Source organism: Curtobacterium sp. MCPF17_047, from assembly GCF_003234045.1.
In the GTDB taxonomy this organism is placed as follows: Bacteria; Actinomycetota; Actinomycetes; order Actinomycetales; family Microbacteriaceae; genus Curtobacterium.
Genome location: NZ_QKSF01000017.1, coordinates 41,880 through 62,019, shown reverse-complemented (window position 1 = coordinate 62,019; position 20,140 = coordinate 41,880). Strand labels below are relative to the sequence as shown.

The following is a 20,140-nucleotide window of genomic DNA, read 5'->3' as shown; positions in this document are numbered from 1 at the left end:
GTGCGACGCGGCATGGCGGACGGGGGTCCGGGCGGGTCCGGTGCTTCCGGGGAGGGCGTTACCGGCGGCACTGGCGGTGCTGGCGGTGCTGGTGACAGCGGTGCTGGTCGTCCTGCTGGTGCTCGTCGCCGGGACCGCCGCCGCATCGGACCCGGCGCAGCACGCGGCCCCCCGGTCACCGGCACCGTGGACGTGGCCGACAACGACCCGGGTCGTCCTCCGGCCGTGGGACGCTCCCGCCACCGACTACGGGCCGGGCCACCGTGGGCTCGACGTCCCGGCCCCACCCGGCACCCTGGTGACGGCACCAGCGGACGGGACGGTGGCGTTCGCCGGGCAGGTCGGCGGACGGACGGTCGTCACGATCGACCACGGCGGCGGGCTGGTGAGCACGCTCGACCCGGTCGTGCCGTCGGTGTCGGCGGGGACGCCCGTCCGTCGGGGCGATCGAGTCGGGACGGTCGGTGCCGGACACTGCCCGCGGGCGACGCCGTGCCTGCATCTCGGTGCCCGGGTCGACGGCGCGTACGTCGACCCGTTGCCGCTGCTGCCGAGGCCCGCGTGGCCGGTGCTGCTGCCGGACCCTCAGGCGCGGGGGTGAGCGGTGCGGTAGACCTCGCGGAGCCGGGCCGACGAGACGTGGGTGTAGATCTGCGTCGTGCCGAGGCTCGCGTGCCCGAGGAGCTCTTGCACGGCGCGGAGGTCCGCTCCCCCGTCGAGCAGGTGCGTCGCCGCGGTGTGCCGGAAGGTGTGCGGTCCGCTCGGGCCCTCGCCGGGCAGCGCCTCGAGGAGCCGGGCGACGACACGGTAGGCGCTCCGGGTGCCGAGTCGGGCGCCCCGGTCGCCGAGGAACAGGGCGGTGCCCGCCGAACCGGGACCGTGTGCGGCTCCGACTGCGCCCGCTGCTCCGGGTGCTCCCACGGCTCCGGCTGCCGCTGCAGCGAGTGCCGGGCGTCCGCGGTCGAGCCACGCTTCGAGGGCGTCGTGTGCCGGGACACCGAACGGCACGACCCGCTCCTTGCCGCCCTTGCCGAGCACGCGGACGGTCAGCCGGGTCCGGTCGACGTCCCCGAGGTCGAGCCCCACGAGTTCGCTCACCCGGATGCCGGCGGCGTAGAGCAGTTCGACCACGGCACGGTCGCGGAGCGCTGCCGGATCGTCGTCCGCGGCACGGACCGTGAGGCCATCGAGCATCGAGCGCACCTGGTCCCGCGCGACGACCCGGGGCAGGTGCGCGGCACCCTTCGGAGCCCGGAGCCGGACACCCGGGTCCACCGTCAGGACTCCGGTCTCGCTCGCCCATCGGGTGAAGGCCCGGACCGAGGCGCTGCGTCGGGCGATCGTCGACCGCGCGAGGCCGCGCTCCGTCGCTGCCCAGAGCCAGTCGCGGAGGACCTCGAGCGTGAGACCCGCCGCCGAGACGACCTGCCGCTCGGCGGCGAACGCCACGAGGTCGTCGAGGTCGGCGCGGTACGCCCGGACGGTCTGCTCGCTGAGGCCCCGGCCGTGCCGACAGTGGTCCAGGAACACCCGGACGACGTCGCCGAGCATGCCGCGCTGTCGCTCCCGGTCGCCCTCGGTGTCCCGCATGACGCCAGGGTAGGCGTGCCGGGCGGGCTCGCGCATCGACGCGCCCGCACCCGACCCGTCCCGCCCCCGTGTCACGTCGTCGTCCATCCGCCGGGGCCGTGCTGCACCAGACCCTGCAACTCCGCCAGCGCGAGGGCGTCCGTGGTGTCGACGAGGGACAACCCCGACCGCCGAGCCACCTCGTCCACCGGTGTCGGCCGACGCGGAGTGAGGGCGTCGACCACGCGCAGCACCTCCGGGTCGATCCGCGCGCCCGCGATCGGGACCTCCGCCCCAGCGACGATCCGCTCCCCGGAGCACAGGCGCACTGCCGTCTCCGCCGGGTCGCGGGGCTGCACCACGAGCTCGGCCCGCCGGTCCGCGATCAGTCGGTGACATCCGACCGACGCGGGCGACGAGTACGGGCCGGGCACGGCGAACACCGGCCGTCCGAGCTGTCCGGCGTGGTTCGCGGTGTTGAGCGCGCCGGACCGGGCTCCGGCCTCGACGATCACGGTCGTGGTCGCGAGGGCCGCGATCAACCGGTTGCGGGCGAGGAACCGCCAGCGCGAGGGTCGGGTCCCGGGCGGACACTCGGCGAGCAGGGCGCCGTGCTCGGCGACGGCTCGCAGCATCGCCGTGTTCGCGGCCGGGTAGAGCTGGTCGATCCCGCCGGCGAGCACGGCGACCGTCGGCGCTCCGGCGGCCATCGCGACCCGGTGTGCGACGGCGTCGATGCCGTGGGCACCTCCGGACACGATCACGCAGCCGACGTCGGCCGCGGCGGACGTGATCTCGGCCGCTGCCTCGGCGCCGAGGATCGTGTTCGCCCGGGACCCGACGACCGCCACCGAGGGCCGTCCGGCGGTGCACGGTGCACCGCGTCGCCAGAGGACGAGTGGGGCGTGCGGTCCGAGGTCGTCGATGCCCGCGGGCCAGTCCGGGTCGCCGGGGACGACGAGCGCGCACCCGATGGCGGACGCTGCCGACAGCACGGCGTCGACGTCGAGCCGCAGGAGCCGTGGGCGCCACCGGGCGATCGCCGGGACGAGCGCCGCGGCCGTCGACTCGACCAGCCGGTCGCGGACCTCGTCTTCGTCGCAGGCTCGGACAGCGGAGCCCGCGGAGCCTGCGGGGTCCACGGAGCCCACGGAGCCCAGGGAGCCCCGGGCTCCCGCCTCCGTGCCGGTACCCACACCCGCGCAAGCACCAGCACCAGCACCGGCACCGGCACCGACCAGCAACTCCGCCAACGCTGCCGGCCCGGAGTCGAGGGCAGCGAGGGCGGCCTGGATCGACCGGCCGGCCCCGAGTCGCGCGACGAGCTGTCCCGCATCGGCGTCCCCCGGTTCGACGACGGTCGACCATGCAACACGGGCGAGGACCTCCTCGCGCTCGCCGGACCGATGGCCCGCTGCGCCCCGGAGGCGGTCGAGGGCGGCATGGGGATCCCGCTGCGACCGCGAGTCCGCAACGCCGCTCACAGCGCGGTCCGCAACGCCAGCGCCCGTTCGACATGCCGCCGCTCCGGGCGGTCGTCCCCGTCGAGGTCGGCCATCGTCCACGCCAGCCGCATCACCCGGTCCCACCCCCGCATCGTCAACGTCCCGAGGTCGAGCCCCCGGTCGAGCAGGTCCGTCGCACCGTGGGCCGCGCGGCCGTCCTCGCGCAACCACGACCCGGTCACCTCGGCGTTCCGGGTCCAGCCGGTCCCCCGCAACCGGTCCCCCATCCGGCTCCGGGCGTCGAGCACGACCCCTCGCGCGACGGTGGTGGTCGGCGTCGCTCCGTCGTGGGCCCGGAGCATGCCGGTCGTCACCCGCGGGACCGCGACGCGGATGTCGATCCGGTCGAGCAGCGGCCCGGAGAGCCGCCCCAGGTAGCGGCGGACCGCACTCGGCACGCACGAGCAGGCTGCACCGCCGGTGGACCCGGCGTTGCCGCACGGGCACGGGTTCGCGGCCAACACGAGTTGGCAGCGCGCGGGGAACTCCGCCGACCCTCCTGCACGGTGGACCGTGATGCGTCCGGCTTCGAGCGGCTGCCGGAGCGCGTCGAGCACGGGCCGTGGGAACTCGGTGGCCTCGTCGAGGAACAGCACGCCGCGGGTGGCTCGTGACACCGCACCGGGCCGGAGCTGCCCGGTCCCCCCGCCGATCAGGGCGGCGGCCGAGGCGGAGTGGTGCGGGGCCTCCCACGGCGGTCGCAGTGTCCACGAGCGCTCTCCGTGGCCGGCGACGGAGCGGACTGCAGCGACCTCGAGCGCGGCGTCCGGGTCCAGGTCGGGCAGCAGGGCCGGGAGCCGTTCGGCGAGCATCGTCTTGCCGGCGCCCGGCGGTCCCAGCAGCAGCACGTGATGCCCGCCGGCCGCCGCGGCGATGACAGCACGCACGCCGACCGCGTTGCCGACCACGTCCGCGAGCTCCAGCGACGGGAGCGTGTCGTCCGGGACTGGTGGCGGCAGGACGGGGTCGGTGAAGCCCGCCGGCAGGTCGGCCCCCGCGTCGATCGCTGCCGAGCGGAGTGAGTCCACTGCGGTGAGCGCGATGTCCGGCACGACCCGCGCCTCGGTGAGGTTGCCCACCGGCAGTACGACACGTTCGATGCCGGCGGCGCGCGCGGCCAGGACCACCGGGATGATCCCCGGCACTGGTCGCACCCGCCCGTCCAGTCCGAGTTCCCCGACGTAGACCACACGGCGATCGGCCCCCGGAGCGGTACCGGCGGCCGCGAGGACGGCCATCGCGATCGCCAGGTCGAACCCGGAGCCGCGCTTCGGAACGCTGGCCGGGGTGAGGTTCACCGTGATCCGCCGTGAGGGAAGCGGGCAGTCCGCCATCGCGGCTGCCGACCGCACTCGTTCGCGGGCTTCCCCGAGCGAGGTGTCCGGCAGCCCGATGATGCTGAACGCGGGCAGCTGGCTGGTGAGGTGCGCCTCCACCTCGACGAGGCTGCCCTGCACCCCGACCAGCGCGACCGCTGAGGTCCGTCCGATGTCGCTCACCCGAGTGCCTCGACGTGTTCGACCGCCACGTGGTCCTCGACCATGGTCACGGCGATGCAGTCGATCCGGATCGCTCGCGCCGTCTGGTCGCGGTGCGCGTGGAACCACGCGGGGACGAGCTGTCGGATCCGTGCGAGCTTGAGCGGCGTCACGGCCTCGAACGGATGTCCAGCGCTCTGCCCGGTTCGGGTCTTCACCTCGATGAAGACGATCGTGTCGTCCTCTCGCGCAACGATGTCCACTTCTCCGCGCGCACATCGCCAGTTCCGGTCGATGATCGAGAACCCGTGGCGCTCGAGCCATTCCACGGCGTGGTCTTCTCCGGCATTGCCCGTCGCACGGCGCGGATCAGGGCCGGGACGGCAGCGGACGGCATCCGGTCGGTCTGCACGATTCGTCATGGACCAACGATGAACCGGGTCAGGAATCGATCGAGTCGGTAGCGGAAATCTGTGGACAGAGGAGCGGAACGACCGTCCTGTGCAGGAACGAATGCGTGGACATCTCACGCATCATGACAAAAGCCGGACAATTCCTCACGGAATGTCCGGCTCCTGCCGAGACCAGCGACCGAACGCCGGTCGGATGCTCAGTGCGCGGCTGCGTACGCTTCCTGCACCTGCGTCGAGATACGACCACGAGAAGAGACCTCGTACCCGTTCTCCTTCGCCCACTCGCGGATCTTGCCGAGTTCCTCGGAGTTCCCGCGCTTCGGGGCCGACGGGCTCTTGCCCGTCGAACCGGTGCGACGACCAGCGGTCTTGCGTGCCGCGGCGATGTAGTCCGAGATCGCGTCCCGGAACTTGTCGACGTTGTCGTTCGACAGGTCGATCTCGTACGACGAACCGTCGAACGCGAACTCGACCGTGCGGCCATCGCCAGCGGCGATCGGCGAATCGTCGAGATCGTCGACGAGCTGGACAGTGACCTTCTGCGCCATTTCTCACTCCTTCAGAGTCGGGATTGCAACTCAGAGTATCGCAGCACAATGCCGAACGGTCACATTCCCCGGCGAGCCCTACTCGTCGAGTGCGAGTTCCTTCGGGAGTTCGAGTTCACGCGCAGTGAGTTCTTCGACGTTCACGTCCTTGAACGTCAACACCCGGACCGACTTCACGAAGCGGTCGGAACGGTAGACGTCCCAGACCCACACGTCGTTCATCGTCAATTCGAAGTAGAAGTCGTGCTCGGTGTCACGGCGGACGAGTTCGACCTCGTTCGCCAGGTAGAACCGCCGCTCGGTCTCGACCACGTACCGGAACTGCCCCACGACGTCGCGGTACTCGCGGTACAGGGCCAGTTCGACCTCGCGGTCGTAGTCGTCGAATTCTTCGTCATCCATGGCCCGCCCAGTCTAGAGCGACCGCGGCCTCCTGACCGCCCGACCGTGCAGAACCGCGCGAGCACGCACGACTCGCTCCCGTGGGGACAGGAGCGCCACCGCGCTCAGGCCCCGACCGCGCCCAGTTCCTCGAACCCGTCGAGCGCGACACTCGACGCCGCGTGCAGCCAGGTCTTCCGGTGCAGCTCGTGCGGGCCGACCGCACGGATGGCGTCGTAGTGCGCAGTCGACCCGTAGCCCTTGTTCGAGGCCCACGCGTAGTGCGGTGCATCGTCGTGGGCCGCGATCATCAGGTCGTCGCGCGCGACCTTGGCCACGACGGACGCCGCTGCGACGGAAGCGCAGTCACGGTCGGCCTTCACACGCACCTGGACGTCGAGCGGCCGGTGTTCGGCCGGCAGCGCCCGGGTGAGCCAGTCGAACGACCCGTCGAGGACGACCACGGCACCCTCGAGCGAGACGCCGTCCTGCACGAGCGCCTCGATCGCACTGGCTCCGGCCAGCCCGAGCGCGGCGACGATGCCCTGCTCGTCGACGACCTGGGCCGACGCCATCCCGACCGCGGTCCGCGCCCAGCGTGTCACCACGGGGACCAGCGCCTCACGCCGGGCCTGGCTGAGCAGCTTGGAGTCGGCGAGTCCCTGCGGCACCCGTCGGACGTCGAGCGTGACGGCGGCGACGCCGACCCCGACCGGACCGGCGATCGCTCCGCGGCCGACCTCGTCGACGCCGATGACGGTGACCCGTCCCGCGGCGAGGAGCGACTTCTCGAGCCGGAGCGAGGGCCGGACGGGGCTCACTCGTCCCGCTCCTCCACGCCGGCGAAGACCTCGGGGTGGTCGTCGAGCCAGGTCCAGCGGTTGGTCGGCCACGAGATCACGAAAGCCCGACCGGTGACGTCGGACAGTGGCACGAACCCCTTCGACGGGGTGTCGCCGTTGTACCGGGAGTCGCGCGAGTTGTCGCGGTTGTCGCCCATCACCCAGATGGTGCCCTTCGGCACGGTGACCGAGAAGTCGGTCTGGGACGCACGGGTGTCCCCCGCGGGCAGCTTGAGGTACGGCTCGGTGAGCGGGACCCCGTTGACGGACATCTGTCCGAGGTCGTTGCAGCACTTGACCTCGTCCCCCGGCAGCCCGATGACGCGCTTGATCAGGTGGTCGTCGCTGTCACCGGTGCCGAGTCCGACCTGCGTGAGCAGCCAGTCGGCCGCCTTGCCGATCGAGGTCGTCGGCTGGACGTTCGGCAGGGTCTCTCCGGTGAGCCACCCGCCCGGGTCCTTGAACACGACGACGTCGCCGCGCTGCAACTTGACGGCCCCGGGGACCAGTTCGTTGACGATCACGCGGTCGTTGACCTGCAGCGTGTTCTGCATCGACTCGGACGGGATGTAGAACGACCGGATCAGGAACGTCTTGACCAGGAAGGAGACCAGGAGGGCCGCGATGAAGATGATGACGAGGTCCCGCAGGAAGGTCAGGACCCCGTTGCGCGGCTTCTTCGCCGTCCGGGGCCGACGGGCTCCACCCTCTGTCGTGTCCGTCATTTCCGCTCTCGTCGACCTGTTCCCGGCACTGCTCCCGAGATGGTTCTGCCCCGGTGGCGACGGACTCCAGGAACGAACGAGCCCCCCGCCGATGCACAACCGTACATGGGCGAGGGGCTCGCAGAGGAACCGGCTTCCCGGTGCTCCCTGTGAAGGCGATCAGTTGTCGCGCTTCTCCTTGATCTTGCGGCGGGCCGCCTTGCCGCGGAGTTCGCGGAGGTAGTAGAGCTTCGCGCGACGGACGTCACCGCGGGTGACGATCTCGACGTGGTCGATGATCGGGGAGTGCACGGGGAACATGCGCTCGACGCCGACCTGGAAGCTCACCTTGCGGACCGTGAAGGTCTCGCCGATGCCGTGGCCCTGGCGGCCGATGACGACACCCTGGAAGACCTGGATACGCGAGCGCGTGCCTTCGACGATGTTGACGTGGACCTTGACGGTGTCGCCGGGGCGGAAGTCCGGGTGGTCGGTGCGCAGGGCACCGGCGGTCACGTGGTCGAGGAGCTGCATGATGGTGTCACTTCCTGCGGACGCACACGGGTCGCCGCGGATCGATTTCGGAAAGAACGAGACGTGCCCGGTGTCGGCGACTCCCCCGTGGCAGAGTCCAGCCAGGGCACGATCGATCATCATGCCACAACAAGTGCACTGCAGCCAACCGGCAGGATGGTCCCATGATCGAACTCCGCACCCCCGCCGAACTCGACGGACTGCGTGTCGCCGGCCGTTTCGTCGCTGATGTCCTGGACGCCCTGCTCGAGACCGTCGACGTCGGCGTGAACCTGCTCGACCTCGACCGCGTCGCCGCACGCATGATCGCCGAGCGCGGGGCGGAGAGCTGCTACGTCGACTACCACCCGTCGTTCGGCAAGTCGCCCTTCGGCAAGAACCTCTGCACCTCGGTGAACGACGCCGCCCTGCACGGTCTGCCGTACGACCTGGTCCTGCAGGACGGCGACCTGGTCAGCCTGGACTTCGCGGCGAGCGTCGACGGCTGGGTGGCGGACTCCGCCGTCACGGTCCAGGTCGGCACTCCGCGCGACGAGGACCAGCGACTCATCGCGACCGTCGAGCAGTGCCTGGCCGCGGGCATCGCGCAGGCGGCACCCGGCAACAAGCTCGGTGACGTCTCGGCCGCGATCGGTTCGGTCGCCCGCGGTGCCGGCTACGACGTGAACCTGCAGTTCGGTGGCCACGGCGTCGGACACACCATGCACGGCGACCCGCACGTCCCGAACGACGGGCGTCCCGGCCGCGGCATGAAGCTCCGCCCCGGACTGGTCGTCGCCATCGAACCCTGGCTCATGCAGGGCACGGACGAGCTCTACCAGGACGAGGACGGCTGGACCCTCCGCAGCATCGACGGCTCGCGCGCCGCACACGTCGAGCACACGGTCGCGGTCACCGAGCAGGGCCCCGAGGTCCTGACGCTCCGTCGCGCCCAGCGCGACGCCTGACCCGGGACCACCCACGTCACGGGAGGCCCGTCACCAGCTGGTGACGGGCCTCCCGTGGTGTCCGTGGTCGGTGCGCGACCCGCTCAGTCCGGCAGCAGGTCCGGTCGGACGCGTCGCGTCCGCTCCACCTGCTGCTCGTGCCGCCACGCGGCGACCCGGCCGTGGTGCCCGCTGAGCAGGACGTCCGGTACGTCGAGACCACGCCACGACGCCGGCTTCGTGTACGAGGGGTACTCGAGCAGGCCGTCCTCGTGGGACTCCTCGACGAGGGACTCGGGGTTGCCGACCACACCGGGGACCAGCCGACCGACGGCTTCGATCATGGCCATCGCCGCGACCTCACCGCCGTTCAAGACGTAGTCCCCGAGCGAGAGCTCGACGACGGTGCTGCGGGTCGCGGCCCACTCGAACACCCGGGCGTCGATCCCCTCGTACCGCCCGCAGGCGAAGACGAGGTGCTCGTGCTCGGCGAGCGAGCGGGCGATGGTCTGGCGGAACGGCGTGCCCGCGGGCGTCGGGACGACGAGGGTCGACGAGCCGTCCGAGCGCAGGATCGAGGACAGTGCCTCGGCCCACGGCTCGGGCTTCATGACCATGCCGGCGCCGCCACCGTACGGGGTGTCGTCCACCGTGCGGTGTCGATCCGTCGTCCAGGACCGCAGGTCGTGGACGTGGAGGTCGAGCAGACCGCCCTGCCGCGCCTTGCCGAGCAGGGAGACGTCGAGCACCCCGAAGAACTCCGGGAAGATCGTGACGATGTCGATCCGCACGGATCAGTCCTCGGTGTCGGGAGCCGACGCGTCGGGAACCGGCGTCACCGTCTCGGGACGGCTCAGGTCCTCGGGGTCCTCGAACAGACCCGTCGGCGGCGTCACCGTGACGGTGCCGGCCTCCAGGTCGACCGCGGGCACGATCGCCGCGACGAAGGGCACGAGGACCTCGCCGCGGGACTCGGTGTCGACCGCGAGCAGGTCCTGGGCCGGCATGTGGTCGACCCGTGCGACGGTGCCGACCTGCACGCCGTCGCGGAGCACCTTCAGGCCGACCAGCTGGTGGTCGTACCAGGCGTCGTCCTCGCCGGTCTCTTCCTCGGTGTCCTGCTCGACCCAGAGGATGGCGCGCGCGAGGGTCTCGGCGGCACTCCGGTCGGCGATGCCCTCGAAGAAGGCGACCGGGTGCGAGTTGTACCAGCGCAGCTCATCGAGCGCGATGGTCTTCCCCGACCAGGGAGAGTCGTCGGGGACCTGGAGCGTGAAGACCGCTCCCGGCGTGAACCGACGATCCGGGTCGTCGGTGTAGAGCTCGAGCTTGATGCCGCCCTTGAGCCCGTGCGCCTTCGTGATGCGACCCACCCGGAGCTGGGTCGTCTCCCTAGGAATCGCTGTCCACCACGTCGACCCGCACGCGCTTGCCGTCGGCCAGGGCCGTGACGAGCGTGCGGAGCGCCTTCGCAGTGCGACCGGCGCGACCGATCACGCGGCCGAGGTCCTCGGGGTGCACACGCACCTCGAGGACCTCGCCACGCGCAGAGGTGGAGCTGGCGACGCGCACGTCGTCAGGGTGATCGACGATCCCCTTGACGAGGTGCGTCAGCGCGGATTCGAGCAAGGACTACGCCTCGGTCGTCTCGTCGGCGGTCTCGGCTGCGGCCGGAGCGGCGGGGGCCGTCTTCTCCGACTTGGGCTTGAGGACGGCCTTCTTGGAGCTGTCGACCGTGAAGGCCGGCTTCGGCTCGCGGACCTTGACCTTGGACTCGGTGTCCTTCTCGCCCTTGAACTTGGCCCAGTCACCGGTCAGCTTGAGGAGCGCGGCGACCTGCTCGGTCGGCTGCGCACCGACGCTGAGCCAGTACTGCGCACGCTCGGACTGCACCTCGATGAACGAGGGCTCCTCGGTGGGGTGGTACTTGCCGATCTCCTCGATCACACGACCGTCGCGCTTGGTGCGCGAGTCGGCGACGACGATGCGGTAGTAGGGCGCTCGGATCTTGCCGAGGCGCTTGAGACGGATCTTGACAGCCACAATGACTCCTGTTGCGTACGTGTTGTGGTTGAACCGGAACCGCGGGCGTGGGGGCACACACGGTGGAAGCTCGATGAGATCGTGATCCGCTGGATAGAGGGTCGAGCGGACACGATTCGACCGTTCATTCTTGCAGATTCCGGAGCGGGAAGCGAGCCACCTCCCGCGGCGCGTCGGCGGACCGCTACGGCGCCAGGCGTCGGACGGCCTCGAGGGCCTCGCTCGTGGCCCGGACCGCATCGACGCTGCGGGCGTCCCGTGCTCCGCCGACGACCGCGTACGGAACGTCTGCGGTTGCCAGGCCCGACGTCAACTCGTCCCGCGCCTCCTGTCCGGCACAGACCACGACGACGTCGGCCGGCACCGCGACGTCGTTGCCGCACTCGTCCCGGATCCAGAGCCGGCCTGGTTCGATCCGCAGGTACTCCTGCACCCCGCCGACCATGCGGACACCGGCGTCCCGCAGCCGTCCGAGCGCGACCCAGCGTGAGGTGAGGCCGATCCCCTGCCCGAACTTCCCGGTCCGGCGGAGCACCGTGACCTGGGACCCGGGCCGGACGGTACGGTGCGCGGTGGGCTGGCGCTGCGGCAGGTCCCCGACGAGTTCGCCGGAGACCGGCACCTGCCACCGCGCACCGAACTCGGTGGCGCGGACGGCCTCGTCCGGGGACTCGGTGAGGAACGCCGCGGTGTCGACGCCGATCCCGCCACCGCCGATCACCGCGACCGTCCCGTCGGGCACGCCGTCGCGGAGGGCCTGCTCGTAGGTCATGACGTGCGGCAGGTCCACCCCGGGGAGGTCGACCACGCGTGGGGTCACCCCCGACGCGAGCACGACGGCGTCGCTGTCCCCGAGGTCCGTCACGGTGGCCACGCGACCCAGGTGGATCGTCGCGCCCCGTTCCACCAGTTCCGCGCGGGCGGCCTGCACGGGGCCGGCGTAGTCCTCTTTCCCCGGGATCTCGGCGGCGAGTCCGAACTGTCCGCCGAGGACGTCCGATGCTTCCCAGAGCCGGACGTCGTGTCCACGCCGGGCAGCGTCGACGGCGGCGGCGAGCCCAGCCGGTCCCCCGCCGACGACGTCCACACGCTTCGGCACGGTCGTCGGACGGAGCGGGAACTGCACCTCGCGCGCGGCTCGCGGGTTCACCAGGCACGACACCGGCGCGCCGACCACGGACCGGTCGAGGCACGCCTGGTTGCACCCGATGCAGGTGTTCACGAGGTCGAAGCGTCCGGCCAGGGAGCGTTCGACGAGCCCCGCGTCGGCGAGGAACGGCCGGGCGAGCGCCACCGCGTCGATCCGACCGTCGGCGAGGACCGCTTCGCCGTCACGCAGGTCCGTCATCCGGTTCGACGCGATCACCCGCACGTCCGGGTGGTCGGAAGCCCGGACCACGTCCGCGATCCGCGCCGCCTGCTCGATCCACGCGCCGTGTGGCACGGACGCCTGGATCGTCGGGGTCCGCGACTCGTGCCAGCCGATGCCCACCGAGATCGCGTCGAGTCCGAGCGGCAGCAGTTCGCGCACCAGGGCGTCGACGTCGGCGTCGGTGGAGGACCCCGGCATCAGGTCGGCGCCGGAGAGCCGGATCGTGACGGCGAGGTCGGGCACCGCGGCGCGGACGGCCCGGACGACCTCGACCGCGAAACGACGACGACGCTCCGGAGTGCCGCCCCACTCGTCGTCGCGCAGGTTCGTCAGCGGCGACTGGAACTGGTTGACGAGGTACCCCTCGGAGGCCATGATCTCGACGCCGTCGAAGCCGATCGCCGCGGCGGTCCGGGCGGCCGTGGCGAAGTCCTCGATCGTCCGCCGGACTTCGTCCGCCGTCAGCTCCTCGGGCACCACGCCCCGCGCGGCCGCCCAGGGCAGCGCCGAGGGCGCCACGGCGCGCTGCGGTCGACCGGAACGGTCCGTCAGACCCCCGACGAGCGCGTAGCGGCCGGCATGGAACAACTGCGCCAGGACGGCGCCGCCCTCGTCGTGCACGGCCGCGACCGCCCGGCGGAAGCGTTCGTCCGCACCGCCGACGCCGAACACGGCGAAGTCCGGGCCGCCGCGGGCCTCGTCGCTCACCGCGATCCCCCCGGTGATGATGCACGCGGCACCGCCGGCAGCACGCTCCCGGTAGAACTCAGCCATCGCGACGCCGTCGTCGTCCAAGACCTCGAGTCCGGTGTGCATCGACCCCATCACCACCCGATTGGACAGGTGCAGGGGCCCGAGCGTCCAGGCCGAGGCCACGGTGCGGAGCTCGGCGGGCACGTCGGCAACGGGCGGAACGACAGTGGTCACGCAACGAACACTAGGCGAACGTGCCCGCTCACCGGCAGACCGGACACGCCGGGCTCTCCGTCGTTCCCGCGGGACGGACGGGCAGGATGGCCCCATGGACATCCGGTTCTCCGAATCCGCCCCGTCGACGATCGGCGTCGAGTGGGAGTTGCCCCTCGTCGACCGTGCGACGGGCGACCTCACACCGCGCGCCCCGGCGGTGCTCGCCGCCGTCCGGGAACGCCTGGACGATCCGGACCGGGTGACGGAGGAGCTCCTCACGAACACGGTCGAGGTCGTCACCGGCGTGCACCGCAGCGTCGGTGGCGCCACCCGCGAGCTCTCCGGGATCATCGGCCAGGTCATCGACGCCGCCGAGCCCCTCGGTGCGCAGGTGATGTGCTCCGGCACCCACCCGTTCGCCGTGTGGGACCAGCAGGAGATCACGCCGGACAGCGAGCACTACACGGAACTCATCGACCGCACCCGCTGGTGGGGCCGGCAGATGCTCATCTGGGGCGTGCACGTGCACGTCGGCATCGACGACCGTGACAAGGCCGTCCCGATCATGAACGCGATGCTCGGCTACGTCCCGCACCTGCAGGCGTTCACGGCCTCGAGCCCGTTCTGGGCGGGGACCGACACGGGGTACGCCTCGAACCGGGCCCTGATGTTCCAGCAGCTCCCCACCGGTGGGCTCCCGCCGCAGCTCGGGGCGTGGGCGAACTTCGAGGAGGTCGTCGGCGACCTCGTGCACACCGGCGTCATCGACGGCGTGAAGGACCTGCGGTGGGACATCCGCCCCTCCCCGGGCTGGGGCACGCTCGAGAACCGCGTCTCGGACGGCATCTCCACGCTCCACGAGGTCGGCGCGGTCACGGCCCTCGTGCAGTGCCTGGTCACCGAGAGCTCGGACCGGATCGACGCCGGCGAGACCCTGCAGGCGATGCAGCCCTGGTTCGTCCGCGAGAACAAGTGGCGTGCAGCCCGGTACGGCATGGACGCCGAGATCATCACGAACGTCGCCGGCGACGAACGGCTGGTCACCGACGAGGTCCACGACCTGGTCACCCGCCTGGACCCGATCGCCGAACGGCTCGGCTGCCAGGAGGAACTGCACCACCTCGACACGATGATCGAGCGCGGCGCTTCCTACCAGCGTCAGTTGGCGGTCGCGCAGGCGAACGGCGGCGACCTCCGCGCGGTCGTCCAGCACCTGGTCGGCGAGCTCCGCGACTCGCTCTGATCCGTCGCGACGCGACCACGGCCGGACGGGCGCGCCCCGCGTGCCGCTGGCGCGTCACGCTGAGCGGGGCGCGCCCGTCCGTCAGGTGGTCGGATCAGCGACCGAGGAACTTCTGCAACGACGCGAGCTCTTCCTCGGACGGCACCCCACCGTTCTTGCCGGCGCCCATGCCGAGCCCGAGACCCGCGCCCTTCGGCGCCTGCTGTGGCGCGGGGGCGGTACCGGAGGCGAGGGCAGCGCGCTTCGCCGGGTTGCCGACCTTCTTCTTCTTGCCCTGCGGCTGCTGCTTCTTGCCGCCGTGCATGCCCGGGATCGGGCCCATGCCGGGCATCTGCGGCACCCCGCCACGGGCGACGGTCTTCATCATCTTCGCGGCCTGCTCGAAGCGGTTCACGAGAGCGTTCACCTCGGTCACCGTGGAGCCGGCACCGCGCGCAATCCGCAGGCGACGGGACCCGTTGAGGAGCTTCGGCAGTTCGCGCTCCTGCGGGGTCATCGACTGGATGATCGCCTCGGTGCGGACGATCTCGCGCTCGTCGAAGTTGTCGAGCGCTTCCCGCATGCCCTTCGCGCCGGGGAGCATGCCGAGCATGCCCTTGATCGAACCGGCCTTCCGCAGCTGCTGCATCTGCTGCAGGAAGTCGTTCAGCGTGAAGTTGTCGGTCGCGATCTTCTCGGCGACCGCACGGGCTTCGTCCTCGTCGAAGGCGGACTGCGCCTGCTCGATGAGGGACAGGATGTCACCGAGATCGAGGATCCGGCTCGCCATCCGGTCCGGGTGGAACGGCTCGAAGTCGTCGAGGCCTTCGCCCGTGGACGCGAACATGATCGGGCGGCCGGTGATCGAGGCGACCGACAGGGCCGCACCACCGCGGGCGTCACCGTCGAGCTTGGACAGGACGACGCCGGTGAAGTCGACGCCCTCCTGGAAGGCGCGGGCCGTCGTGACGGCGTCCTGACCGATCATCGCGTCGATGACGAAGAGGACCTCGTCCGGGTCGACGGCCTTGCGGATGTTCGCGGCCTGCTTCATCAGCTCGGCGTCGACACCCAGGCGACCGGCGGTGTCCACGATGACGGTGTCGTACTGCTGGTCGACCGCGGCCTTGATCGCGTTCTTGGCGACCTTGACCGGGTCGCCGACGCCGTTGCCGGGCTCCGGGGCGAAGACGTGCACGCCGGCCTGCTCGCCGACGACCTGCAGCTGCTGCACGGCGTTCGGACGCTGGAGGTCCGCCGCGACGAGCATCGGGGTGTGGCCGTCCTTCTTGAGCCACTTGCCGAGCTTGCCCGCCAGGGTCGTCTTGCCGGCACCCTGCAGGCCCGCGAGCATGATGACCGTCGGCGGACGCTTCGCGAACTCGAGGCGTCGCTGCTGCCCGCCGAGGATGCCGACGAGTTCCTCGTTGACGATCTGGACGACCTGCTGCGCCGGGTTGAGCGCCTTGTTGACCTCGTCCGAGAGCGCCCGCTCGCGCACCGAGGCGGTGAAGGACTTCACGACCTCCAGCGCGACGTCCGCGTCGAGCAGCGCCCGCCGGATCTCGCGGACGGTGCCGTCCACGTCGGACGGCGTCAGCCGTCCCTTGCTCCGCAGGTTGCGGAAGGTCTCGGTGAGCCGATCGGAGAGTGAACCGAATTGCGCCATGATCCGACCATCCTACCGTCCGTGGCGTGCGGCCCGGGAGGCTCGGCACCGGCCCGCCCCGCCGGCGCCGGTCACGCGCGCTCGCGTCGGAACCGCTGCGGCACGCGTCGGGCGACCGTCAGGGCGACGAGCGCCATCGCGGTCGAGCCCACGGCCATGAGGGCCGACGCCGCGTCCTCGGCGGCGAAGTACCGGAGCGTGATGGTCCCGGCGACCGCCCACGGCATCCAGGCCACGGCGAGCGCCGCGGCGAGGACGGGGCGCCGATGTCGGACGAGTTCGACGACCGCGACCAGCACGAGCACCCCCACCACGCCGAGGAGGGCCGGCGTGACCCCGGCTCCCCACCACGCTCCGTCAGTGAGCAACGTCGACTCGAACGGGTGACCGGTCGGCAGCTGCAGTCCGACGAAGAGCGCGAGTCCGCCGGCGACGACCCCGAACGCGATGCCGAGTGCCCGGCGGTCCCGCGGCGCCCCGACGTTCGCGACGACGACGAGCGCCGCCACCGTCACGAGGGTCGTCGTCCCCGGGCCGTTCCAGTTCTCGGTCGCCTGCACCGTGACGCGCGCGACGACGATGCCGAGCACCGCGAGGAGACCGGCCAGGTGCGCGAGCATCCGCTGCCGGCCGAGTGCGGCGAGCGCGCCGAGCAGGACCGGGACCGCGAACAGGACGCCGGGGTTCCGGAACGGCCCGAACCCGGGCATGTCGGGCCAGGCAGTGCCGGGCGGTTGACCCCACGGCACCCACGAGACCGCGAGCAGGTAGACCAGGGCGAACCCGGCGGCGGCCCCGGTGCCGATCGACGCCGCGAGCACGCGCACGTCTCCCGGCACGACCGCGTTCACGCGCTCGCGGACGCCCTGCCACCGCAGTTCGGCGAGCTCGCCGGGCGCCGGTCGGCTGCGACCCTCACCGTCGGCGACGTCGAGCAGCGTGCCGAGCATGGCCGGCCCGTGCGTCCGTCGCCACCGCGTCGGGTACCACCCGAGCGCCCTGCCGTAGTCCTGTTCCAGCCTCGTGTTCGTCACGACACTCCCCCCGGTCGGATGCGGATGCTGCGCGTGGCCGGAGTCGGCCGCCACGCGGTGAGCCGCGCGCGTGCGGCTGCGGCGTTCGCCTCGATGCGACGGACCTCGGTGTCGAGGGCATCGGCTCCGGCGTCGGTGAGTTCGAAGTAGCGCCGGAGTCGCCCGTCGACCACCTCTTCCCCCGCCTCGGAGACGAGCCCCTGGTCGAGGAGCCGGTCGAGGACGGCGTAGAGCGTGCCGACCTTCAGTCGCACCCGCCCGTCGGACAGTTCGGCGGCGTCGCCGATGAGCCCGTACCCGTGCTTGCGCCCTCCGGCGAGGGAGGTCAGCACGAGCAGGGTCGGTTCGCGCATCTCGGCATTGCTCATGCGGCGAAGATACTCTGTTGCCCAGAGCATGGCAAGAGGCGCGTCAGACCGGACCGGCGGTCAGTCCGGTCCGGCCCCGCCGCAGACGGACGGGAGGCTCCCCACCAGCTGGTGGGGAGCCTCCCGTCCGTCGTCGTGCCGTGCGTCAGACGCGCGAGCCGCCACCGCGGACGCGCCGGAGGATCCAGCCGATGACGGCGAGGACGATGAGCACCAGGCCAATGAACAGCAGGACCTTCAGCGCGGCGCTGACGATGCCGGTCACCAGCAGGACGACGCCGACGATCAAGGCGATGATGAGCAGTGCAGGCATGTGGGGTTCCTCTCCCGGTCGGTCACGTACCAGGCGGACGGTACACGCCCGCCGTGCCCGACGACCGGGGCAGGCTGCCTCGAGGGGCGCGGAGGCTCAGCCGACGAGGTTCTGCACGAAGACGTGCGGCGTGAAGCCCGTGAGGTCGTTGATGCCCTCGCCCTGCCCGATGAGCTTGATCGGGATGCCCGTCTTCTCCTGCACGCTGAGCACGAACCCGGCCTTCGCCGACCCGTCGAGCTTCGTGATGACGAGACCGGTCACGCCGGCACCCTCGATGAAGGCCTGCGCCTGCGCCAGGCCGTTCTGGCCGGTCGTCGCGTCGAGGACGAGCAGGACCTCGGCGATCTCGGTCTGCTTCTCGACGACGCGCTTGATCTTGCCGAGCTCGTCCATCAACCCGGCCTTGGTGTGCAGTCGGCCTGCGGTGTCGATGACGACGATCTCGATGCCCTGCCGGATCGCCTGCTCGACGGTCTGGTACGCGACCGAGGCCGGGTCCTGCCCTGGCTGCGAGGGCCGGACGACGTCGACGCCGGCGCGCTGCGCCCACGTCGCGACCTGCTCGACGGCCGCGGCTCGGAAGGTGTCGGCGGCGCCGACCAGGACCGTGCGGTCGTAGGTGCGGAGGAACTTCGCGAACTTCCCGATGGTCGTGGTCTTGCCGACGCCGTTCACCCCGACGACGAGCACGACGGCCGGTCGGGCGCTGAGCTTCAGCGTGGTGTCGAGCTTCGACAGGCGCTCTTCGAGGACCTCGCGGAGCATGCGGTTGAGGTCGGCGGGGTCGGTGGTGCCGTACCGGTCGACCCGGGCGCGGAGGTCCTCGATGATCTCCTCGGAGATGTCCGGACCGAAGTCGGCGCCGATGAGTGCGGTCTCCAGGTCCTCCCACGTCGTCTCGTCGATGGTCTTCCGCTGGAAGAGACCCCGGAGCCGGGAGGACAGTGACCAACTACTCGCCATGTTCCCAGCTTAGAGGGGCCCGGGTGAGCGCGACCTTCGGTAGTGTCGGAGACGCGAAGGGGAGTATTCCCTCTCGGCGACCCCGTCAGTACGGCCCGGAACGACCCGGACCCGGGGCGTCGGTCGCGGCCCAGCTCGGAACCGACCTCGTCGGACACCGGACAGGACCGCGGCGGAAGAGACCTTCAGGCTCTGGCGTACCCGTTTTCCGAACCACTTCCGTGGTCGGAGCTCGTCGATGGACGATGTGGTGCGCCCCTGACCTGGAGGTTCCAGTGGACGTTCCCCTGTACGTGTGGCTCATCACGATCGCAGGCATCCTCGCCTTGCTCGTGTTCGACTTCTTCTCGCACGTGCGCACCCCGCACGTGCCGCACATCCGCGAATCGGCCTTCTGGTCGGTCGTCTACATCGCCCTCGCGATCCTGTTCGGCGTCGGCGTCTGGGTGTTCGGCGGCGGACAGGCCGGCGGCGAGTACTTCGCCGGCTGGTTGACCGAGAAGGCGTTGTCCGTCGACAACCTCTTCGTCTTCCTCATCATCATGACGACGTTCGCGGTGCCGAAGGAGTTCCAACAGAAGGTCCTGCTGGTCGGTGTCGCGATCGCCCTCGTCGCTCGCGGTGTCTTCATCGCCCTCGGTGTCACGATCATCGAGAACTTCTCGTGGGTCTTCTACCTGTTCGGTCTCCTGCTGTTCTGGCTCGCCTGGTCGCAGGCGAAGGGCGGCGACGAGCACGGCGCCGAGGACGGCGACTCGAAGCTCATCCGTCTGCTCCGCCGTGTCATCCCGACCTCGGACCACTTCGACGGCGACCGCATGACCACCCGGGTCAACGGCAAGCGCCTCTTCACCCCGATGCTCCTCGTCATGGTCTCGATCGGCCTGACGGACGTGCTCTTCGCGCTCGACTCGATCCCCGCGATCTTCGGCCTCACGCAGGACGCGTTCATCGTGTTCACCGCGAACGCGTTCTCGCTGCTCGGGCTGCGCCAGCTCTATTTCCTCATCGCCGGGCTGCTCGAACGCCTCATCTACCTCGGCCAGGGTCTTGCCGTCATCCTCGCCTTCATCGGCGTGAAGCTCGTCTTCCACGCGCTGCACGTCAACGAGGTGCCGTTCATCAACGGCGGCGAGCACGTCGAGTGGGCACCGGAGATCCCGATCTGGTTCTCGCTCGGGTTCATCCTGCTGACGATCACCGTGGCCACGGTGGCGAGCCTCGTGGTGTCGAAGCGCCGTCAGCAGCGCGGCCTCACCCCGACGGGCGACAAGCCGGTCGAGGCCGACGTGCAGTAGGCGTCCGCACCGCACGACGGGAGGCCCGGTACCAGCTGGTACCGGG

At 71.1% G+C, this 20,140-nt stretch carries 23 protein-coding genes; 4 read left to right on the top strand and 19 right to left on the bottom strand.

The features are described from left to right. The coding region (locus tag DEJ33_RS15140) for a M23 family metallopeptidase (RefSeq protein ID WP_309147123.1) at window positions 1-601 on the top strand (601 nt) is incomplete at its 5' end. Here DEJ33_RS15140 and DEJ33_RS15135 read toward each other — a convergent pair. The 9 genes from DEJ33_RS15135 to rplS all read right to left on the bottom strand — a co-directional run bounded on the left by DEJ33_RS15135 (window position 586) and on the right by rplS (window position 7,974). Then, a complete protein-coding gene (locus tag DEJ33_RS15135; protein WP_375342155.1) occupies window positions 586-1,590 on the bottom strand; it encodes a tyrosine recombinase XerC in 1,005 nt (334 codons plus the stop codon). The two genes, DEJ33_RS15140 and DEJ33_RS15135, sit on opposite strands and share 16 nt — an antisense overlap. A gap of 71 nt (window positions 1,591-1,661) precedes the next feature. Beyond that, window positions 1,662-3,053 carry a DNA-processing protein DprA gene (gene dprA, locus DEJ33_RS15130; protein WP_181437323.1) on the bottom strand — a complete coding sequence of 464 codons (1,392 nt, stop codon included), beginning with the start codon at window positions 3,051-3,053 and terminating at the stop codon, window positions 1,662-1,664. Beyond that, window positions 3,050-4,573 carry a YifB family Mg chelatase-like AAA ATPase gene (locus DEJ33_RS15125; protein WP_111079204.1) on the bottom strand — a complete coding sequence of 508 codons (1,524 nt, stop codon included), beginning with the start codon at window positions 4,571-4,573 and terminating at the stop codon, window positions 3,050-3,052. Before DEJ33_RS15125 ends, dprA begins: the two co-directional genes overlap by 4 nt. Next, window positions 4,570-4,974 carry a YraN family protein gene (locus DEJ33_RS15120; protein WP_111079205.1) on the bottom strand — a complete coding sequence of 135 codons (405 nt, stop codon included), beginning with the start codon at window positions 4,972-4,974 and terminating at the stop codon, window positions 4,570-4,572. The genes DEJ33_RS15125 and DEJ33_RS15120 overlap by 4 nt, the downstream gene beginning before the upstream one ends. Window positions 4,975-5,162: 188 nt before the next feature. Beyond that, window positions 5,163-5,513 (bottom strand): Lsr2 family protein, encoded by a 351-nt coding sequence (locus DEJ33_RS15115; RefSeq protein WP_110902043.1) that lies wholly within the window; start codon window positions 5,511-5,513, stop codon window positions 5,163-5,165. Between the two features lie 78 nt (window positions 5,514-5,591). Next, window positions 5,592-5,915, bottom strand: coding sequence for a DUF2469 family protein (locus DEJ33_RS15110; RefSeq protein ID WP_110826150.1), 324 nt, complete (start codon window positions 5,913-5,915; stop codon window positions 5,592-5,594). Window positions 5,916-6,019: 104 nt separating this feature from the next. Further along, the gene (locus DEJ33_RS15105; RefSeq protein ID WP_111079206.1) at window positions 6,020-6,715 is read right to left on the bottom strand and encodes a ribonuclease HII; all 696 of its coding nucleotides are present in this window, start codon (window positions 6,713-6,715) and stop codon (window positions 6,020-6,022) included. Beyond that, on the bottom strand, window positions 6,712-7,461 hold the full coding sequence (gene lepB, locus DEJ33_RS15100; protein WP_111043864.1) for a signal peptidase I: 750 nt from the start codon (window positions 7,459-7,461) through the stop codon (window positions 6,712-6,714). The genes DEJ33_RS15105 and lepB overlap by 4 nt, the downstream gene beginning before the upstream one ends. Window positions 7,462-7,620: 159 nt before the next feature. Further along, on the bottom strand, window positions 7,621-7,974 hold the full coding sequence (rplS, locus tag DEJ33_RS15095; RefSeq protein ID WP_110826147.1) for a 50S ribosomal protein L19: 354 nt from the start codon (window positions 7,972-7,974) through the stop codon (window positions 7,621-7,623). A 164-nt stretch (window positions 7,975-8,138) separates the two neighbouring features. Between rplS and map the strand changes: the two genes are divergently transcribed. Next, complete coding sequence (gene map, locus DEJ33_RS15090; protein ID WP_111079207.1) at window positions 8,139-8,921, top strand: type I methionyl aminopeptidase; 783 nt, start codon at window positions 8,139-8,141, stop codon at window positions 8,919-8,921. 83 nt (window positions 8,922-9,004) lie between these two features. Here the strand turns inward: map and trmD are convergent, their stop codons facing one another. The 5 genes from trmD to DEJ33_RS15065 all read right to left on the bottom strand — a co-directional run bounded on the left by trmD (window position 9,005) and on the right by DEJ33_RS15065 (window position 13,242). Continuing rightward, on the bottom strand, window positions 9,005-9,691 hold the full coding sequence (gene trmD / locus DEJ33_RS15085) for a tRNA (guanosine(37)-N1)-methyltransferase TrmD (protein WP_111079208.1): 687 nt from the start codon (window positions 9,689-9,691) through the stop codon (window positions 9,005-9,007). A gap of 3 nt (window positions 9,692-9,694) precedes the next feature. Continuing rightward, on the bottom strand, window positions 9,695-10,273 hold the full coding sequence (rimM, locus tag DEJ33_RS15080; protein ID WP_111079209.1) for a ribosome maturation factor RimM: 579 nt from the start codon (window positions 10,271-10,273) through the stop codon (window positions 9,695-9,697). Between the two features lie 19 nt (window positions 10,274-10,292). Further along, window positions 10,293-10,529, bottom strand: a complete 237-nt coding sequence (locus DEJ33_RS15075) for an RNA-binding protein (protein WP_110826143.1) — start codon at window positions 10,527-10,529, stop codon at window positions 10,293-10,295. Window positions 10,530-10,532: 3 nt separating this feature from the next. Then, complete coding sequence (gene rpsP, locus DEJ33_RS15070) at window positions 10,533-10,943, bottom strand: 30S ribosomal protein S16 (RefSeq protein WP_110902036.1); 411 nt, start codon at window positions 10,941-10,943, stop codon at window positions 10,533-10,535. Window positions 10,944-11,127: 184 nt separating this feature from the next. Then, entirely contained in the window at window positions 11,128-13,242 is a 2,115-nt protein-coding gene (locus tag DEJ33_RS15065; protein ID WP_258374572.1) for an FAD-dependent oxidoreductase, read from the bottom strand. A gap of 94 nt (window positions 13,243-13,336) precedes the next feature. On the opposite strand from DEJ33_RS15065, the gene DEJ33_RS15060 reads away from it, so the two are divergent. Continuing rightward, the gene (locus DEJ33_RS15060) at window positions 13,337-14,467 is read left to right on the top strand and encodes a glutamate--cysteine ligase (protein ID WP_111079211.1); all 1,131 of its coding nucleotides are present in this window, start codon (window positions 13,337-13,339) and stop codon (window positions 14,465-14,467) included. 94 nt (window positions 14,468-14,561) lie between these two features. Here DEJ33_RS15060 and ffh read toward each other — a convergent pair whose 3' ends face one another. From ffh to ftsY, 5 genes are all read right to left on the bottom strand, one after another. After that, window positions 14,562-16,115, bottom strand: a complete 1,554-nt coding sequence (gene ffh / locus DEJ33_RS15055; protein ID WP_110902033.1) for a signal recognition particle protein — start codon at window positions 16,113-16,115, stop codon at window positions 14,562-14,564. A gap of 71 nt (window positions 16,116-16,186) precedes the next feature. Further along, complete coding sequence (locus DEJ33_RS15050; protein WP_111079212.1) at window positions 16,187-17,149, bottom strand: hypothetical protein; 963 nt, start codon at window positions 17,147-17,149, stop codon at window positions 16,187-16,189. After that, complete coding sequence (locus DEJ33_RS15045) at window positions 17,146-17,517, bottom strand: PadR family transcriptional regulator (protein WP_111079213.1); 372 nt, start codon at window positions 17,515-17,517, stop codon at window positions 17,146-17,148. The genes DEJ33_RS15050 and DEJ33_RS15045 overlap by 4 nt, the downstream gene beginning before the upstream one ends. 145 nt (window positions 17,518-17,662) lie before the next feature. Beyond that, entirely contained in the window at window positions 17,663-17,830 is a 168-nt protein-coding gene (locus tag DEJ33_RS17335) for a hypothetical protein (protein WP_181421429.1), read from the bottom strand. Window positions 17,831-17,926: 96 nt separating this feature from the next. Continuing rightward, complete coding sequence (gene ftsY, locus DEJ33_RS15040; protein WP_110902032.1) at window positions 17,927-18,796, bottom strand: signal recognition particle-docking protein FtsY; 870 nt, start codon at window positions 18,794-18,796, stop codon at window positions 17,927-17,929. Between the two features lie 275 nt (window positions 18,797-19,071). Between ftsY and DEJ33_RS15035 the strand changes: the two genes are divergently transcribed. Next, on the top strand, window positions 19,072-20,094 hold the full coding sequence (locus DEJ33_RS15035) for a TerC family protein (RefSeq protein WP_111079214.1): 1,023 nt from the start codon (window positions 19,072-19,074) through the stop codon (window positions 20,092-20,094). The last annotated feature ends 46 nt before the right edge of the window (window positions 20,095-20,140 follow it).